The organism is Marinobacter sp. E2, assembly GCF_055755345.1.
Window position 1 is genome coordinate 268,253 of sequence record NZ_CM146911.1, and the last position, 17,200, is coordinate 285,452.

Genomic DNA, 17,200 nt, shown 5'->3' on the forward strand with positions numbered 1-17,200 from the left:
GGGGGAGCTTAACCCAGACTGACGGTGGAATTCATCCAATAACGTTCCTCAGGAGCAAAAAGCTGAAATCGTATTCATCAGTTTTTCGTCCGGAACCTTGCTGGCAGAGCCCGTCGTTGGTGGTTACTGGTTCAGGGTGTCATTGATGGTGGATTCCGGATCGTCGACAAGATCCAGCCCGGTGTCGGGTAGCGGATCGGTCAGATCCGGATCCGACAGATCCGGGTCCGTTATGCCATCGAGGGGGTTGTCCAGGATTTCTTCTCCGGGGAGTTCGGAATCCAGGGCATCCCGGGTTTCTCTCGCCTGGGAGGACAGATTGTCGAAACTCTCCCTCGCGTCATTGGCAATGTCGGTTGAATCGAGCGGCTCCAGCGGCGCGTCGTATTCCAGCTCGTTGATCGACTCGGGAATCTGCATCTCCTGCACGAAGGACGAATCCAGCGCCTCTTCGTCTTCCACCATGCGCATGGTGACGTCGTAATCCGTCTCCGCCGCGGCCTGGAACGACAGGCTCAGGCACCCCAACAGCAGGGCGGCCATCCACCGTATTCTGTGATTGCTAGTGCGTGTCATGACGATGGCTCCGTTAACTTGCCAATGTCAGTTCTGAAGGTTTTTCTCTTGTCGCCTTCACCAAGGTGGGCTACCAGGCTGCCTTCGCCGGGGAACAGAATGTTCACCGGCAGAGCCAGAAGGTTGTCGCCGGGCTTGAGGCTGACTTTCCAGCTCACCCGATGCCTTCCGGGGAACGGTGTCAGCTCCATGTTCGGTGGCAGTTCCAGCGTCAGGGTGACATTCTCAACAGCTTCCGTGGACGTGAAGGCCAGCCGGACCACCTTTTGCTGGCCCTCGCCGGGCTGAGCCGGAGACACCACCGATTCCGCCACGACAGCGGGCTGTGGTTCCGGAGATTGATTCCATTGCCCGCCCAGGAACACGCCGACCACCAGCGCTGCCGCCACGGCGCCACTCCACAAGGGCGTGGACCAGCGCCTGGGCTGGTTGTTGGCGCTGTCAGCCAGGGCACGGCCAAGAATACGGGACTCAAAATCAGGGTCCGGCTCCGGGGCATGATCCCGGGCGATTTCCCGGGCAATAAAGGTGGCCGTTGCGAGCGTTGCAGAACAATCCTTGCAGCCCGCGGCGTGCTCACGCATGGCGCGATCGGCGATCTCCGGAAGTTCTCCGGTCGCCAGGGCATCCACGTTTTGTCTGAATTCGCTGCAGTTCATTGTCTTCACCTCATTGGCAGCCACGTTGTTGCTCTCCAAAAGGTTCCATTTCCGCTTCCAGTTTTGTTCGAAGCAGTGCCCTGACTCGATGCAGGCGGGATTTTATGGTGCCCAGGGGTACGTCGAGAACCTCGGCAATCTCCTCCAGGCGCCAGCCGTCGGAGTCGTGCATCAGCAAAAGCGTGCGTTGATCGGGTTTGAGCTCACTCACCAGTCGGCGAAGGGTGTCCGCGTTTCGCTGGTGCTCGGTTCGCAGGGCCGGGTCGGCCTCCAGGTCTGGCAGGGTTTCCAGAAACGGCGTCTGATCCTCGCGAGTGTCCAGGGCGCTGGCAGAGGTCTCACGCCCTGCGGGACGTTTTCGAATGGTGTCGATGAACTGCCGGTAGGTGACCCGGTGCAGCCAGGGTTTGAGGTCGTCGACCTGCTCCAGTTCGTCCACTTTGGAAACCAGCTTGGTGACCACATCCTGCACCAGGTCCTCCGCGTCGTGCTGGTTGCCCGTCAATCGATAGGCAAAACCGTGCAGCGCCCGGAGGTGAGGGCGTATGAGAGCCTCAAAGCGCTTTGACTTGGACTGGCGGAATGGCAGCAAGGCCAATGGACACCCCTGATCGATACGTTGCCGGCAACACTCTGTGCGGGCGAGTCAAATTCATGCAGGGGTCAGTCTATCAGCCCGCGCTGGCTGGGGGTATGGCGATAGTGTAAAAAAAAGAACGCCAAAAATCTGCTCGGAATCAGATATTTGGGTTCTGCTAGGGGTGGTCTCGCAAAAAAATCTCACGTTGTTCTGGAACCTTTGCAATTAGACCTACGTGGTAGGCGGTCAGAAGCGACGGAATCGCTCAACTACAAAAAGACCAAAGGTAACAGAGTATGCTTATCCGCAACGCATTGTTTGTCGCCGTCTCGGCGGCCACACTCGGCCTGACCGGCTGTCTCGAAAGCGGCGGCCAGACCAGCAGGAATGCCAACCCCGATTACCAGATCAGTGGCAGTGGCATCGAACGTGGTACCCATCCGCTGTTTGATCCGCTGGAAACCGAATTCGTCATCCCCAGCGACGCCCTGTTCTACCTGAGCGAGGTGGACGATGGCACCATGCTCAACGGCACCGATCCGGCCAACCCGGTCACCCAGGGTATCGGCTTCCTGGACGGTGCGTCGGTCCTCGCACCCATTGACGTCAAGATCAGTGCCAGCCTGGATAGCCAGCAGATTCTCGATGCCAGGGGGTTTGTCGAGGTTGAGGGCGAGGTGGTGCCGAACCCGGATCAGAATGTCTTCCTGATTCCCGTTGAATACGCCGGTGGCGATGCGGTATTCCCGGAGGATCTCGAAGCTCCGGGGCTGACGCCGGCAGCACGTTACCGTGAAGCGCTGAAACTCAGGGAGCAGGGCAACACCGCCGAAGCGGACGTCATTTTCAGCGACCTGATTACTGAAAAGCTCCGGGTTGAGCTGCTGGATATCGACGGTGGCCAGAACAACCTGATCCGCATTCTGCCGCTTACGCCACTGGCGTCCAAGACCCAGTACGTGCTGGCGTTGACCAACGATATTGTCGATGCCAACGGCGAACCTCTGGTGGGCTCACCCACGTATCAGTCGGTCGCCGATCCCGACAAGGTGCTGTCCAACGCGGCCTTCCAGCCGTTCCGCGAAGCGATGCTGCCAGCGCGTCAACTGGCGGCCGACTACTTCGACTTCAAGCGCGAGTATCCGGCAGCGGCCGGCTTCGCCGCCACCTTTGACGATGTGACCTATGCCACCGCCATCACCACCACTGCGGTTGAGGATGTGCTGCTGGCCAATGCCGCTCCGGTCACCCACTTCCGGGAGACGCTGCAGGTGTCTCAGCGTCAGCAGGAACTGGGTAAGCTTGTGGCCGGTTTCTATAACCTCAGCAACCAGCCCCTCGAAGGCGAGGCCAGCGCGGAAGAGTCCAGCGTCAACACGGCGATCTACACCAAGCTCACCGATCCGGCCTTCCGGCTGTACGACCAGGGCCTGGCAAGCATCCTGACCGATGCGAACGCCAGTGGCACCGTGGTTCTGTATAGCGATGTAGTTGCTGACCTGGAGGCGGATCGCCGCATGGCCCACGCCATCCAGGTGGCCACCGCTGAGGCCACGGACGAGAACATTGATACCGAAACCCGCGCCCAGGCCCTGGCCTCGGCCGCTGCGCCGCTGGTCGATACCCCCAAGCCGCGCACGGTGAGCGTGTTCAGTGAGAAAGAAGGTGGCGATGTAAACCCGGCGCTGCGACAGCGAATCGAGATCGGCGGTCTTGGTACCGATATCGACATCCGCGTCTACGAGGGCGAGATTACTCTGCCTTATTTCCAGGCGCTGCCCGAGGAAGGCAGTGGCACCGCGCTGACTACTTCCAGCTGGCAGCCCGCCGACTTCAGCGGCAACGATCAGCTGGATGCCGCGCCCTCAAGCCGCATCTCCTACCGTTTCCCGTTTGCCCGGAAGGTTGCCGATACCACTGTGCCTCTTGTGGTTACCGGGCCGTCAACCACATCCGTACCACCGACCGGTGGCTATCCGGTGATCATCTACCAGCATGCGGCGACCACCGATCGTTCGGCAATCCTGCCGCTGGCAACAGCCGCAGGTCTCACCTGCCTGGCCGATAACACCAAGGACTGCTTCGTGACCATCGGCATTGATCAGCCGCTCCACGGTATCTTCGACACCGGTATCGTCGGACTGTCGCCGATTACCGCCCAGGCCGGGGCGTCGGCAGACGCCACCGAGCGACACTTCGGCTTTGCCGCTGACGCCAACCTGAATCCGGTGCCGGCGGGCGAGCTGGAATCGCCGGAATCGGGCACCCTGTTCCTCAACTTCGCCAATTACGCGAATACCCGCGACAACATGCGCCAGGGCGCCCTGGACCTGCTGAACGTCAATGCTTCCCTGCAAGCCATTGAGGATGCGGTAAACGCCTGCGGTTCCTGCACCAATGATCTGCAGATCAACACTAGCCGGGTGTACTTCCTGACGCACTCGCTCAGCGGCATGGGTGGCGCTGCGGTGCCCTACGTGACCAACACGGCGGCCGCCGATAACCCGAACCTGTTCAACATCTCCGCCTCCAACTTCCTCAACACCGGCGGTGGCTTCACGCGCCTGGTCGAGAACTCCCAGTCGGTTGCGCCCCGTGTGCTGCCGGGATTGGATGCGGCGTCGGACGGCCTCCTGACCCAGGGACGCACCGAGCTGAACATCTACTTCAATGTCTTCCAGGGTCTTCTGGACTCTGCGGACCCGACCGCCTTCGCGCCCCTGTACAAGGACCAGCCGCTGCTGCTGACGGAGATTGTTGGCGTGCCGAACGATCCCGACCGTCCGACCGACGACACCATTCCGAACGCCGCGGATGCCGACCGTTACCTGCTGGGGCCGCTGTCGACCACCATTCCGGAAACCGGCTTTGTGATCGAGGGCGAGAACATGCCGATTGCCGGTACGGATCCCCTGGCTGCGGCCATGAACGCCGAATCCACGCCCCTGGGTACTGGCTTGCCGTTCATTACCCGCTACCTGGAAGGCTCCCACGGTAATCCGATTTCCGCGGGCCAGAAGGAAGCAGACAGCTTCTCTTCCAGTGCCGTGTTCACGGAGATGACCGCGCAGATGCTGGAGCTGTTCACCGACGGCACGGTATCGGTCAGTAATCCCTGCGTCGTGAAGAACGCCAACACCGACGGTACTGACTGCTCGGCCGAAGGCAACACCGATGCCGGTGACGGCAGCTCCGGCGGCGGCTCCGGTGGGGATGGCGGCGACGGCGGTGATGGCGGAACCGGCGACATCATCGGCGACATCTTCGGCATCTGATCCAGAAGCGTTGGCCTGGACGGCCAGGCCAACGCACCACGCCCTTCCACGATAGAAAAATAACGGCTCTGCCTCGCCGTAGGGGGAGGCTTTGCCCAGAACTTGCGGAGTGAACGCAATGAAAACAATAAATACTGCCCTGGCAAAACCGGTCCGTCTGGCCCTGGCGGTTCAGCTGGCCTGTCTGGCACCGACTGCCGGCGCCTTCAACTTCAGCGTCTACGAGATTGATGCGTCCCTGAGCACAACGCTCACGGCGGGCATCGGCGTCCGTCTTGAAGACCAGGACAAATCCCTCATCACCCAGGGCAACCTGGGCCCGGAGTTTGCCTATAGCAACGTTGGCGCATCGTCCAACAACTTCGATGACGGTAACCTGAACTTCGAGAAAAACGATCCCTATTCCCAGATTGTGCGGGGACGGACCGAGCTGTTCCTGGACTACGCGCCCGACAGCGATACGCTGACCCGGGTGGGCGCGCTGGTTCGTGGCACCTATTACTACGATTACGAGCTCAAGGATAACCCGCGCGCGGTCGATCCGGTGGGTCAGCAGCGGGAACTGAACCCCCAGGCGAAAGACAACGCGTCCGGCGTCGATCTGCTGGACGCCTATGTGTTCACCGACTGGTACTTCGGCGACACGCCGGTGTCGGTGCGTTACGGACGCCAGGTGGTCAACTGGGGCGAGAGCACCTTTATTCTCGGTGGTATCAACGCGGTCAATCCGATCGACGTGCCGGCTTTCCGTGCCCCCGGCGCGGAACTCAAGGACGTGCTGCTGCCGGTGGAAATGCTCTACACCTCGGTGGGCATAACGCCTGAGATCAATGTGGAAGCGTTCGTCCAGACCGATTGGGAGCCGTTCCGAATCGATGACTGCGGCACCTTCTTCTCTACCGCCGATGTCGCTGCTGATGGCTGCGGCCCGGTATTGCTGGCGGGCCAGGTGCCGGACTCCCAGGCGTTCGAAGAGGGCTTCATCGCGCCAAGACAGGGAGACAAGGAACCGGGTGATCGCGACCAGTTTGGTGTGGCGGCGCGCTGGTTCGTGACCGAACTCGACGCCGAACTCGGCTTCTTCTATACCCGTTACCACAGCCGCCTGCCCTACATCAGCGGCGTAGTGAACAACCCCTCGGATGCCGACGAAACCCAGCAGTACGACCCGAGCAAGCCGGATGCGCGCTTCCCGAGCTACTTCATCGAGTATCCGAAGGGCATCGATCTGTACGGCATCAGCATCAACACCACGCTGCCGACCGGCACCTCCCTCGGGGCCGAGTACAGCTACCGGCCGAACCTGCCGATCCAGTGGAACACTTTCGAGCTGATCTACGGCGGCCTGCAGCAGCGCGGACCGGATGGCCAGATTGTCTCGAAGCTTGAACAGCGTCGCGCGGAGAAAGGCGGTACCTATGCGGGTACGGCGGTTGAAGGTTACGACCGCTACGGGGTTTCCCAGGCCCAGGCCACGGCGATTCACTTCATCGACCGGGTGATGGGCGCTGCCCGCTTCATCATCGTGGCCGAGGTTGGCGCCACCTACGTGCACGACCTGCCCGGCAAATCCGAAGCCCGCTATGGACGCTCCGGTATCTACGGTGTCGGTCCGGTTCCTCTGGAGGGCGAGAGCTTCACCGGTGACTTCTGCAGCCAAAGCCCGGACCCCAATGACCCGACCAAACGCCTGAACATCAACCCCACCAACTGCGGCGGTGATGGCTTTACCACCTCGTTTTCCTGGGGCTACCGGGCGCTGTTTGCCTGGGATTACCCGAGCGCCTTTGCCGGTGTGAACCTGCTGCCAAAGCTCTTCCTGAGCCATGACGTGCAGGGCTATGCGCCGGATCCCGGTGGCAACTTCAAGGAAGGCAACAAGTCCATCGGGCTGGGCCTCGACGCCACCTATCAGAACGCCTACAAGGCGTCGATCAGTTACACCAACTACTTCGGTGGCGAATACAACGAGATCAGTGACCGTGATTTCATCGCCGCTTCCGTTTCCTACTCATTCTGAATAAGACACCACCTAGAGAGGAGTTCACTCCAATGACCATGATGCGAACCATACTGTACGGCGCCATTGCCGGGACTCTGCTGACCTCGGGCCAGGCCCTGGCCGCCGTGTCCCAGCAGGAAGCGGCAAAACTGGGCGACACCCTGACTCCCATGGGTGCCGTCAAGGCGGGTAATGGCGACGAGATTCCCGCCTGGGACGGCGGGCTGGACCAGCCGCCGGCCGACTACAAGGGCGATGGCCGCTACGTGAACCCGTTCCCGGAAGACAAGGAACTGTTCCGGATTGACCAGAGCAACGTCGACCAGTACGCCGAGAACCTGAGCCCGGGCCAGGTGGCCATGATCGAGAAGTACGAGGACTATTTCATCCCCGTCTATCAGACCCGCCGCACCGCGAGCTACCCGGACAAGGTGGAAAAGCAGACCATCGAGAACGCCACCAAGGTGGAGCTGGTGGAAAGCGGCAACGGTCTCAAGAATTACCAGACCGCCACACCGTTCCCCATTCCCCAGAACGGTCTGGAAGCCATTTTCAACCACATTACCCGGTACCGCGGTGGTTCCTTCACCCGGAACGTGGCCCAGGTAACGCCTCAGCCCAACGGCGATTTCAGCCCGGTGAAGTTCACCGAATACTTCACCGAGCGTGTGGCCCTGGAGGATTACGATCCCGCCGAAGACCCCAACGTGATGTTCTACTTCAAGCAGGCGATCACCGCTCCTTCCCGTCTGGCCGGTAACGTTCTGCTGGTTCACGAGACCATCAACCAGGTCAAGGAGCCGCGCCGCGCCTGGCTGTACAACTCCGGTCAGCGTCGCGTGCGCCGGGCTCCGAACGTGGCCTACGACGGACCGGGTACGGCGGCTGACGGTCAGCGTACCTCGGACAACCTGGACCTCTACAACGGCGCCCCGGACAAATACAACTGGGAACTGGTGGGCAAGAAGGAGATGTACATTCCCTACAACGCGTACCGTCTGGCCAGTGCCGACCTGAGCTATGAAGACATCATCCAGCCCGGCCACATCGACCAGAGCCTGGCCCGCTACGAGCTGCACCGGGTGTGGCACGTGAAGGCAACGCTCAAGGACGGCGAGCGTCACGTGTACGAAGTGCGCGATTTCTATATCGACGAGGACACCTGGCAGATCGCGCTGGTTGACCACTACGACGGACGGGGCAATCTCTGGCGCGTTGCCGAGGCGCATGCCATGCAGATCTACGACGCCAACATCCCGGCCTACGCCTTTGAAACCCTGTACGACCTTCTGTCTGGCCGCTACCTGGTGATGGGGCTGACCAACGAAGAAGAGACGCCCTACGAGTACGACACCGAGCGGAGCTCACGTGAGTACACGCCGGCCGCACTGCGCCGGGCCGGGGTCCGCTAAGAACCGGGTTCTACCTGCAGCCGACCGGGAGCCGTTGCCCCGGTCGGCCCATTTCAAGGGGACTCAAAACCATGTTCGAGATTCTGAATACGGCACCGCTGTACGACATCGACAAGCGGCTGATTTTCAAAAGCGGCAAATGGCTGGTTCGAACGAGGGAAATATCGGAACTCGGGCCTTACTATTCCCGCCCCGAGGCGATTGAGGCGCTGTACCGGCACGTTGCCATCTGTACCGGTCAGCTGCGTACGGCAGAACCCGGTCTGGCCCGGGAGTTTGTCCGCCACAATACTGCGGAATGCCGGAAATCAGAGTGTACTCTTTGCTCCGCCCTGTCAGCGATGACGCCAGGGCCGGGCCGGCCACCGTCCGACCGGTTTTCTTCCATTGGACACTAGAAGAGCAGATCCGGCAGCCAGGTCGCAATCTCGGGGAAAATCATGATCAGGATGATGCCCACGATTTCAACAATCACGAAAGGAATGATCGACTTGTAAATGTCCTTCATGGTGATCGACGGCGGCACGATGCCTTTCAGATAGAACAGGTTGAAGCCGAAGGGGGGTGTCATGTAGCCGATTTCCATGTTGATCACGAACAGGATGCCGAACCAGATCGGGTCGAAACCCAGAGACTCCACGATCGGCATGAATACCGGCAGGGTGATCAGCATGATACCCACGGGGTCCAGCACCATGGCCAGCAGGAAAACAATCACCATCATCGCGATAATGATGCCCCATGGCCCTCCTGGCACCATGTTCATCAGGCCTTCAATCAGCTCCTGGGCGCCCATGCTCTGGTAGGCCGCGCTGAAGGCATGGGCGGCAAACAGAATCCACATGATCATGCCGGTGAGCTTGAAGGTGCGGATGGCCGCCTCTTTAAGAATGCTCCACTTTAGCTCCCTGTAAACAGCCGCGGAAATCAGTGCACCCAGAACGCCCATGGCAGCAGCTTCGGTCGGCGTTGTGATACCTCCGATGATGGAACCCAATACCATGACCACCACGCCAATCGGCAGAAGCACGGCTCTCAGCGCCCGGAACTTCTCAGGCCAGGTGCCCCGTTCTTCTTTCGGCAGCGCCGGCGCAAGCTCGGGTTGCAGGTGGCAGCGCACAAGAATGTAAACGGCGGTAAGAACCATCAGCAGGATGCCCGGCATGATGCCGGCGGCGAACATCTGACCGACGGAAACGCCGGTGATCAGTGCGTACAGGATCATCAGGATGCTTGGCGGAATCAGGATGCCCCAGCCTCCGCCGGTATTGATCACGCCCAGGGCCATGTTTTTGTCATAGCCCCGTTCCAGCATGGAGGGCAAGGCGATCGTGCCCATGGCGACCACCGCGGCACCACTGATGCCCACCATCGCGGCAAACACCGCACAGATGCCGAGGGTGCCCAGGGCCAGACCACCTCGCAGGCCGCCACACCACAAGTGCATCATCCGGTACAGGTCCCGGGCCACACCTGTGCGCTCCAGAATCATCGCCATGAAGACAAACAGAGGAATGGCGACCAGGGTGAAGCTCTCCATGGTGCCCCAGATCTGCGAGGCCACCATGTAGAAGGAATCAAAGCCCCAGGTGAAGTACAGAAACACCACCGAGACGCCACCAAGAACAAACGCCAGTGGCAGGCCCAGCAGCAGGAAAAACAGCAGCGCGCCAAAGAACAGGAGAGTCAGGGCTTCGATGCTCACAGCTGATCTCCTTCAGATCTGGACTCTTCCGGCGTGTAGTAACTCAGGTTGAACGCCACGGCGATGTCTTCAAGCAGTTTGACCAATCCCTGAAGAACCAACAGAGCGGTGCCGATGGGTATGGCAAGTTTTACCGGCCAGATCGGCGGATTCCATGCCGAGTAAGACGTTTCCCAGCTGGCCATGGACTCCTGGGCCATATCGATGCCAAACCACAGCAGCGCCAGAGTAAAAATGAAAAAGACCGAAGAGGTGACAATGTCCAGAGCTGCCCGTTTCCGTGGTTTGAGATGTGAATGCAGAAGATCAACGTTGACGTGGCCGCGATGGGCCATGATGTAGCCGCCCGACATTACCGCGTAGATACCAAACAACATCTGGGTCAGCTCGTTGGTCCATACCGTGGGGGAGTTGAACAGGTAGCGGAAGCCCACTTCCAGCAGCAGAAACGCGAACATTGCGAAGATCAGGAGGGCTACCCACCGACCGATAAGATCATTGAGACGGGTGACCCCTCTCATGAATGCGGCGATCATCACACTCACGTTCAACTCCCACGGCATACGGTTCGGGTACGTTTACAGAAAGGCCGGGATCAGAAACCCCGGCCTGCGACAGAACAATGGCTGATCAGAGGTAACCGAGATCGGTCAGGTAGCTTTTCAGCATGTCGAGGGCCTTCTTGGCGTTCTCGCTGCGCTTGCCCTCTTCATCCCACATGGCCTGGGCGGTGGCGACCAGCTTTTCCTGAACCGGGTCCGGGAGGACATTGAGCTGCACGCCCTGCTCTTCGATGGCCTTGGCCAGGGTGATCCGCTCCTTGTACTGGTACTCGTTGGTGCGGATCCAGAACTGCTCGTTCAGCGCGTCCTTGACGATTTTCTGCATGTCTTCAGGCAGCTTGTCCAGAGCCTTCTGGCTGACAATGATGACGTCGGTACCGGCAATGTTCAGGGCCGGCTGCACATGGTACTTGGCGACTTCATACAGGCCCATGCTGTAGGCCCCCTGAGCCGCCCCCCAGTGGGCACCGTCCACGATGCCGGAATCCAGAGCTGAGTAGAGTTCGCTGCCGGGGATGTAGGAGGCGGCGGCGCCAGCTTCGGTCAGGAAGGTTTGCAGGGCGCCGGAGGAACGGATTTTCAGGCTGTTGAAGTCTTCCACGCTTTCAATCGGCTGCTTGACCACCATCTCGGTCGGATAGACTTTGTCCGTGGCCCAGTAGACGCCATGCTCTGCCGCTTCGTCCCGGAGCATCTGCTCGAACCCCAGGTTCTGGTGGAAGTAGGCAGCCTCCCAGACATTTCGGAAGGCGAACGGCAGACCGGAAGCAATGCCTGCGAGGGAAATCTTGTCCTGGGCATAGGATGGGGAAATGGTGCCCATTTCCAGGATGCCACGGCTGACGGCGTTGAAGGTGTCCTTGGCCTTGAACAGCGCACCGGCTTCATAGAGCTGGAGCTTCAGGCGGCCATCCGTGCGTTCTTCGAGCACTCGTTTGATGCGGCCGAGACTGTCCGTGTAGGAACTGCTGGAGCCGGGCCAGTGTGACTGGACCTTCCAGGTGACGGTTTCCTGAGCGGTCGCAGTACCGGCAGCCAGAGTCGCAGATAGCCCGATGGTCAGGGCAGACGCATAGACGGTGAGCGCTTTACGGGCATTTCCAAGGAGATTCATGACAGGGCCTCGTTCTTTGTTGTAATGAGTTACCGTGATCAGTGTGCTCTTGTTTCAGTTTCACTCTGCAGAACTGATAACTGCAGGGTGAATTACTATCATCTGAATCTAACACAAGATCCGGGTTTTGCAACAGGATGTTTTCTTACCTCTTGGTAGGGCTTGTGAAGCGCCTGTTTCTTGGCCTCGCTTTTTGTGGGCCGGTGCGGATAGTCCCTGAACTCGGTGGAAATAACAGCCTCGCTCCGGTGCTGGCAGGGTGTCATCCTGGTATGCCGTCGCCGAAAGCGCTGTTTCACCCGGATCGCTTTTCATTTTCAGCAATGTGGAAGCTGCTTTGTTTTGTCTAGTGAAACTGGTTTCCGAATATATTGACTGAAAGCCATAATGCGTGACAAATTATTACGCAGGTGAAAACCACAGCACGTCCTTGCTGGCAACTGCAAGCCAGACGGTGCTTCCATCTAGCGGCTCTCCCGCAGCCGGGTGGTAACAGAATTAATAACAAAAAGAGGAAGCGGACATGTTCGATCTGTCTGACAAAGCCAAAGCGCTGCAGTCCCAGCTCAGGGCCTTCATGGATGAGCACATCTATCCCAACGAGCACCTGCATCACGAGCAGATCGCGCAGGCCGAGAACCGCTGGGCTCCGGTTCCGATCATCGAAGAACTGAAAGAAAAAGCCAAAGCCGAGGGCCTCTGGAACCTCTTTCTCCCCGAGAGCGACTACGGTGCCGGGCTGAGTAATTTCGAATACGCCCACCTGTGCGAAATCATGGGCCGCTCGGAGATGGCGCCGGAAGTGTTCAACTGTTCCGCGCCCGACACCGGCAACATGGAAACCATTGCCCGCTTTGGTAACGCAGAACAGCAGGACCGGTGGCTGAAACCGCTACTGGCCGGGGAGATCCGTTCCTGTTTCTCGATGACCGAGCCTGACGTGGCTTCCTCCGATGCCACCAACATCGCCTGTGAGATCCGCCGCGAGGGCGATGAGTATGTGATCAATGGCCGGAAGTGGTGGTCCTCCGGCGCGATGACCACCACCTCGAAAATTGCCATCGTTATGGGTAAGACCGACCCCACCGCCGAGAAACACAAGCAGCAGTCGATGATTCTGGTGCCCCTGGATACGCCGGGTGTGAAGATGATCCGGCCGCTGACCGTGTTTGGCTACGACCACGCGCCCCATGGCCACGCCGAGATTCACTACGACAACGTACGTGTACCGGCCAGTAACATACTGCTCGGCGAAGGCCGTGGTTTCGAGATCGCACAGGGCAGGCTCGGGCCGGGCCGGATCCACCACTGCATGCGCACCATCGGTGTGGCCGAACGGGCCCTGGAGTTGATGTGCCGGCGTGCCGGCGAGCGCGAAGCCTTCGGCAAACCGTTGTCGAGCTTCGACTCCATCCGCAAGGACATCGCCCGCAGCCGTATCGAGATTGAGCAGGCGCGCCTGATGACCCTCAAGGCGGCGCACATGATGGACACCGTGGGCAACAAGGTGGCCCGCCAGGAGATCGCCATGATCAAGGTGATCGCACCCAGCATGGCGCTGAAGGTGCTTGATCGGGCGATCCAGGTTCACGGCGGTGCCGGTGTCAGCCAGGACACCTTCCTGGCGTCCGCCTGGGCCAAGGTACGGACGCTGCGACTGGCGGACGGTCCGGATGAGGTGCACCTGGACTCCGTGGCCAAAATGGAACTCCGTCAGTATCGCTAACCCACCGGATTGAGGACCAACCATGACCAACACGCTGTTTGATATGACCGGCAAGGTCGCTGTCATAACCGGCTCCACCAAGGGCATTGGCCGCGCCATCGCCGAGGAAATGGCCCGTCTTGGTGCCCGGGTGGTGATTTCCAGCCGCAAGGCGGACGCCTGCGAGCAGGTGGCTAACGAGCTGAAAGCGCAGGACTTCGAAGCCATGGCCGTGCCCTGCCATGTGGGCCGCAAAGACGATTTGCAGAATCTGGTGGACCGGACCAACCAAGCCTGGGGCCCGATCGACGTGCTGGTGTGCAATGCGGCCACCAACCCGGTCTATGGCACCACCGCCGAGATGACCGACGAGGCCTGGGACAAGATCATGGACACCAACGTCAAGGGCACCTTCTGGCTCACCAACATGGTCCTGCCCCAGATGGCGGAGAAGGGGGAAGGGGCAGTGGTTCTGCTGTCCAGCATTGCCGGCCTTCGGGGCAACACCACCATCGGGACCTATGGCGTATCGAAAGCTGCCGAGGCGGCCCTGGCCCGCAACCTGGCCGTGGAGTGGGGGCCAAAAGGAATTCGCGTTAACAGCATCGCCCCGGGCCTGATCAAGACCGACTTCGCCAAGGCCCTTTGGGAAGATCCGGTTCGGGTGAAGCGGGCGGAGGACAAGACCCCGCTGCGCCGGATCGGTGATCCGGTGGATATCGCCGGTCTGGCCGTGTTCCTGTCCACCAGGGCGAGTGCCTACATCACCGGCCAGGTCATCGTTGCCGACGGTGGCGAGACCATTTGCTAACGGACGCTACAGAGACGCTATGACGACAGCACCCGAGCTGGTGGACGTTCTGCCGGCACACAGGTTTGACGAGGAGCGGCTGCTGGCCTGGCTTCAGGCAGAACTGCCCGAGGTGGGTGAAAGCCTGGACGTTCGGCAGTTCCAGGGTGGACAGTCCAACCCGACGTTCCTGCTGGGTGCCGATGGTGGGCAATACGTCCTGCGCAAGAAGCCGCCCGGAAAAACCCTGCCCTCGGCCCATATGGTGGAGCGCGAATACCGGGTTATGAAGGCCCTGGCAGACCACACCGGGGTACCGGTTCCCAGGGTGAGGGTGCTGTGCGAAGAAAGCGCCGTTATCGGGACACCGTTCTATGTCATGGACTTTCTGGACGGCCGGATTCTCAGTCATTCGGCGCTGCCGGAGCTGGGCCGGGAGGATCGCCTGCTTGCGCACCAATCGGCCATCGATACCCTGGCGGCCCTGCACTCGGTGGATGTGAACACGATCGGCCTCGGAGATTACGGCCGCCCGGAAGGTTATGTGGCGCGACAGGTGGCGCGCTGGAGCAAGCAGTACCTGGCGTCGAAGACGGACGAGCTGCCCGCAATGGACAAGCTCATGGCCTGGTTGCCGGAGAATATTCCTGCCGCGGACGAAACCGCCATCGCCCACGGCGACTACCGGTTCGGCAACCTCATGCTGGCGCCGGACAAGCCCGAGGTGATCGGGATCCTCGATTGGGAGCTGTCGACGCTGGGCCATCCGCTGGCGGACCTGGCCTATTTCTGCCTGCCGTACTATCTGCCCTCCGATATGGAAGGCATGCGCGGTTTGCAGGGAGAGGATCTGGAGGCACTGGGTATTCCCGATGAACAGTCGACCATCGCCCGTTACTGCACGCAGACCGGGCGCGACGGTATTGAGGACTGGCACGTGTTCCTGGCGTTTTCCCTGTTTCGGCTGGCTGCCATCCTGCAGGGGGTCTACAAGCGGGCGCTGGACGGTAACGCCGCCAATGCCAACGCGCTGAATGTCGGCAAGCGGGCCAGCCTGTTGGCGGACATCGGCTGGCAGATTGCCAGCGGGCACGAATGAATAATAGCTGGCTGCACCTGTGGCCGACTGACTGAACCCTGGAGAGCAACACGCATGTTCACACGCCATTTCAAGGTCTGGCCCCGGGAACTGCCCAAGACCATGACCCTGCCGGAAACCAGTGTTTTCAGGAACCTGGAAATATCCGCGCTGCGCTACCCGGATCACAACGCGATCATCTTCTACGATGCGCCCCTCACCTACCGGCGTCTTTTGTCAGAAGTGGAAGCCATGGCGGGCTATCTCCAGTCACAGGGCGTCTCAAAGGGAGATAGGGTACTGCTCTACATGCAGAACTCACCGCAGTATGTGATCGCCTACTACGCCATCCTGAGGGCGGACGCCGTGGTGATTCCGGTCAATCCGATGAACCGTGCAGCGGAGCTCGAGCATTTTATTGCCGACACGGAAGCATCGATCTGCCTGGCCGGCCAGGAGCTGGCAGACTTCATCATTCCACTGCTGCCGGAAACGGATCTGAAACAGGTGGTGGTCGCCTCCTACAGCAGCTACATCAAACCGGATACCGATCTCGATCTGCCGGCGGAAGTTGCGGCCCCGGTCTGGTCTCGGGGTGTACGGGGTGTGGTGACCTGGGAGGCTGCCCTTGCAGCTGGATACGAGCCGTCAGCCCACACGGCTGGACCTGCCGATCTGGCCGTCATCCCCTACAGCTCGGGTACGACCGGTGCGCCCAAGGGCTGTATGCACACCCATCGCTCGGTCATGGCAACGGCGATGCACCGTGCCTTCTGGAACCTGAGCACACCGGATACGGTGCAACTGTCCACACTGCCGTTCTTCCATGTAACCGGCATGACTGGCTCCATGAACAGTCCCATCTACAGCGGTTCGACGTCGGTGATCATGACTCGCTGGGACCGCACCACGGCGGCCCGTCTCATCGAGCGTTACCGGGTCACGGGCTGGACCAATATCGTGACCATGGCGGTGGACTTCCTGTCGAATCCGGACATCGGCCAGTACGACCTCAGCAGCCTGAATACCATCGGCGGGGGAGGGGCGGCCATGCCGGCGGCGGTGGCGGAAAAACTGAAAACCATGACGGGTCTCGATTATATCGAGGGCTATGGCCTGTCCGAGACCATGGCGGCCACGCATATTAACCCGGTCAAGCAACCCAAGGCCCAGTGCCTGGGTATCCCTGTTTTCGATGTGGACAGCCGGATCATCGATGTGGATTCCCTGGAGGAAAAGGGCCCCGGTGAAACCGGTGAAATTGTATCGTCCGGCCCACAGGTCACCATCGGGTACTGGAACCGGCCGGCGGAAACCGAAGCCGCGTTCGTGGAGATCGACGGCAAGCGCTTCTTCCGTACCGGGGACCTCGGCTACTACGACGAGGACGGCTATTTCTTCATGGTGGATCGGGTCAAGCGCATGATCAACGCGTCCGGTTTCAAGGTCTGGCCCTCCGAGGTGGAGGGTCTGATGTACCGGCACCCGGCCATCCACGAAGTCTGTATCATCTCCGCGCCGGATCCGAAACGGGGTGAAACGGTCAAGGCCTGCATTGTCCTGACGCCCGAGGCGGAAGGTAAAACCGCAGCAGAAGACATCATCAACTGGTGCCGTGAGCAGATGGCGGCCTACAAGATACCAACCATAGTGGAGTTTGTGGAGGCGCTGCCAAAATCCCCCACCGGCAAGCTGATGTGGCGGGCCCTGCAGGAAGAGGAATGGAAGCAGAATGCCTGAC

At 60.3% G+C, this 17,200-nt stretch carries 14 protein-coding genes; 8 read left to right on the forward strand and 6 right to left on the reverse strand.

Translation table 11 applies throughout. From position 1 onward, the window contains the following. Positions 1 to 123: 123 nt before the first annotated feature. From AC0J1C_RS01150 to AC0J1C_RS01160, 3 genes are read right to left on the reverse strand one after another with little or no spacing between them, the layout of a single operon-like run. The gene (locus tag AC0J1C_RS01150; protein WP_473045242.1) at positions 124 to 576 is read right to left on the reverse strand and encodes a hypothetical protein; all 453 of its coding nucleotides are present in this window, start codon (positions 574 to 576) and stop codon (positions 124 to 126) included. Then, a complete protein-coding gene (locus AC0J1C_RS01155; RefSeq protein WP_473045243.1) occupies positions 573 to 1,235 on the reverse strand; it encodes a zf-HC2 domain-containing protein in 663 nt (220 codons plus the stop codon). Before AC0J1C_RS01155 ends, AC0J1C_RS01150 begins: the two co-directional genes overlap by 4 nt. 10 nt (positions 1,236 to 1,245) lie before the next feature. Beyond that, positions 1,246 to 1,833 (reverse strand): RNA polymerase sigma factor, encoded by a 588-nt coding sequence (locus tag AC0J1C_RS01160; protein ID WP_473045244.1) that lies wholly within the window; start codon positions 1,831 to 1,833, stop codon positions 1,246 to 1,248. Between the two features lie 278 nt (positions 1,834 to 2,111). On the opposite strand from AC0J1C_RS01160, the gene AC0J1C_RS01165 reads away from it, so the two are divergent. The 4 genes from AC0J1C_RS01165 (at position 2,112) to AC0J1C_RS01180 (ending at position 8,902) form a co-directional block, all read left to right on the forward strand. Then, positions 2,112 to 5,090, forward strand: coding sequence for a hypothetical protein (locus AC0J1C_RS01165; RefSeq protein ID WP_473045245.1), 2,979 nt, complete (start codon positions 2,112 to 2,114; stop codon positions 5,088 to 5,090). Positions 5,091 to 5,208: 118 nt separating this feature from the next. Then, the gene (locus tag AC0J1C_RS01170) at positions 5,209 to 7,110 is read left to right on the forward strand and encodes a DUF1302 domain-containing protein (protein ID WP_473045246.1); all 1,902 of its coding nucleotides are present in this window, start codon (positions 5,209 to 5,211) and stop codon (positions 7,108 to 7,110) included. Positions 7,111 to 7,142: 32 nt separating this feature from the next. Further along, positions 7,143 to 8,504 (forward strand): DUF1329 domain-containing protein, encoded by a 1,362-nt coding sequence (locus AC0J1C_RS01175; RefSeq protein ID WP_473045248.1) that lies wholly within the window; start codon positions 7,143 to 7,145, stop codon positions 8,502 to 8,504. A 71-nt stretch (positions 8,505 to 8,575) separates the two neighbouring features. Then, complete coding sequence (locus tag AC0J1C_RS01180; protein ID WP_473045249.1) at positions 8,576 to 8,902, forward strand: hypothetical protein; 327 nt, start codon at positions 8,576 to 8,578, stop codon at positions 8,900 to 8,902. Here the strand turns inward: AC0J1C_RS01180 and AC0J1C_RS01185 are convergent. The 3 genes from AC0J1C_RS01185 to dctP all read right to left on the reverse strand — a co-directional run bounded on the left by AC0J1C_RS01185 (position 8,899) and on the right by dctP (position 11,886). Further along, entirely contained in the window at positions 8,899 to 10,209 is a 1,311-nt protein-coding gene (locus AC0J1C_RS01185; protein WP_473045250.1) for a TRAP transporter large permease, read from the reverse strand. The two genes, AC0J1C_RS01180 and AC0J1C_RS01185, sit on opposite strands and share 4 nt — an antisense overlap. After that, on the reverse strand, positions 10,206 to 10,745 hold the full coding sequence (locus AC0J1C_RS01190; protein ID WP_375191511.1) for a TRAP transporter small permease subunit: 540 nt from the start codon (positions 10,743 to 10,745) through the stop codon (positions 10,206 to 10,208). The genes AC0J1C_RS01185 and AC0J1C_RS01190 overlap by 4 nt, the downstream gene beginning before the upstream one ends. Before the next feature lie 94 nt (positions 10,746 to 10,839). After that, positions 10,840 to 11,886 (reverse strand): TRAP transporter substrate-binding protein DctP, encoded by a 1,047-nt coding sequence (gene dctP, locus AC0J1C_RS01195; RefSeq protein ID WP_473045251.1) that lies wholly within the window; start codon positions 11,884 to 11,886, stop codon positions 10,840 to 10,842. A 523-nt stretch (positions 11,887 to 12,409) separates the two neighbouring features. Between dctP and AC0J1C_RS01200 the strand changes: the two genes are divergently transcribed. Genes AC0J1C_RS01200 through AC0J1C_RS01215 form a run of 4 tightly spaced genes read left to right on the forward strand, consistent with a single transcriptional unit; the run spans position 12,410 to position 17,199 of the window. Beyond that, complete coding sequence (locus AC0J1C_RS01200; protein WP_473045252.1) at positions 12,410 to 13,612, forward strand: acyl-CoA dehydrogenase family protein; 1,203 nt, start codon at positions 12,410 to 12,412, stop codon at positions 13,610 to 13,612. A 22-nt stretch (positions 13,613 to 13,634) separates the two neighbouring features. Next, positions 13,635 to 14,402, forward strand: coding sequence for an SDR family NAD(P)-dependent oxidoreductase (locus tag AC0J1C_RS01205; protein WP_473045253.1), 768 nt, complete (start codon positions 13,635 to 13,637; stop codon positions 14,400 to 14,402). A 19-nt stretch (positions 14,403 to 14,421) separates the two neighbouring features. Then, a complete protein-coding gene (locus tag AC0J1C_RS01210; RefSeq protein WP_473045254.1) occupies positions 14,422 to 15,480 on the forward strand; it encodes a phosphotransferase in 1,059 nt (352 codons plus the stop codon). Between the two features lie 54 nt (positions 15,481 to 15,534). Then, positions 15,535 to 17,199, forward strand: a complete 1,665-nt coding sequence (locus tag AC0J1C_RS01215) for a long-chain fatty acid--CoA ligase (RefSeq protein ID WP_473045255.1) — start codon at positions 15,535 to 15,537, stop codon at positions 17,197 to 17,199. Position 17,200 lies beyond the last annotated feature (1 nt).

Excerpts from the sequence above, each read along its gene's own strand:
- AC0J1C_RS01150 (WP_473045242.1), bottom strand. The coding sequence starts at position 576 with ATGACACGCACTAGCAATCACAGAATACGGTGGATGGCCGCCCTGCTG.
- AC0J1C_RS01155 (WP_473045243.1), bottom strand. The coding sequence starts at position 1,235 with ATGAACTGCAGCGAATTCAGACAAAACGTGGATGCCCTGGCGACCGGA.
- AC0J1C_RS01165 (WP_473045245.1), top strand. The coding sequence starts at position 2,112 with ATGCTTATCCGCAACGCATTGTTTGTCGCCGTCTCGGCGGCCACACTC.
- AC0J1C_RS01170 (WP_473045246.1), top strand. The coding sequence starts at position 5,209 with ATGAAAACAATAAATACTGCCCTGGCAAAACCGGTCCGTCTGGCCCTG.
- AC0J1C_RS01175 (WP_473045248.1), top strand. The coding sequence starts at position 7,143 with ATGACCATGATGCGAACCATACTGTACGGCGCCATTGCCGGGACTCTG.
- AC0J1C_RS01180 (WP_473045249.1), top strand. The coding sequence starts at position 8,576 with ATGTTCGAGATTCTGAATACGGCACCGCTGTACGACATCGACAAGCGG.
- AC0J1C_RS01190 (WP_375191511.1), bottom strand. The coding sequence starts at position 10,745 with ATGATCGCCGCATTCATGAGAGGGGTCACCCGTCTCAATGATCTTATC.
- dctP (WP_473045251.1), bottom strand. The coding sequence starts at position 11,886 with ATGAATCTCCTTGGAAATGCCCGTAAAGCGCTCACCGTCTATGCGTCT.
- AC0J1C_RS01200 (WP_473045252.1), top strand. The coding sequence starts at position 12,410 with ATGTTCGATCTGTCTGACAAAGCCAAAGCGCTGCAGTCCCAGCTCAGG.
- AC0J1C_RS01205 (WP_473045253.1), top strand. The coding sequence starts at position 13,635 with ATGACCAACACGCTGTTTGATATGACCGGCAAGGTCGCTGTCATAACC.
- AC0J1C_RS01210 (WP_473045254.1), top strand. The coding sequence starts at position 14,422 with ATGACGACAGCACCCGAGCTGGTGGACGTTCTGCCGGCACACAGGTTT.
- AC0J1C_RS01215 (WP_473045255.1), top strand. The coding sequence starts at position 15,535 with ATGTTCACACGCCATTTCAAGGTCTGGCCCCGGGAACTGCCCAAGACC.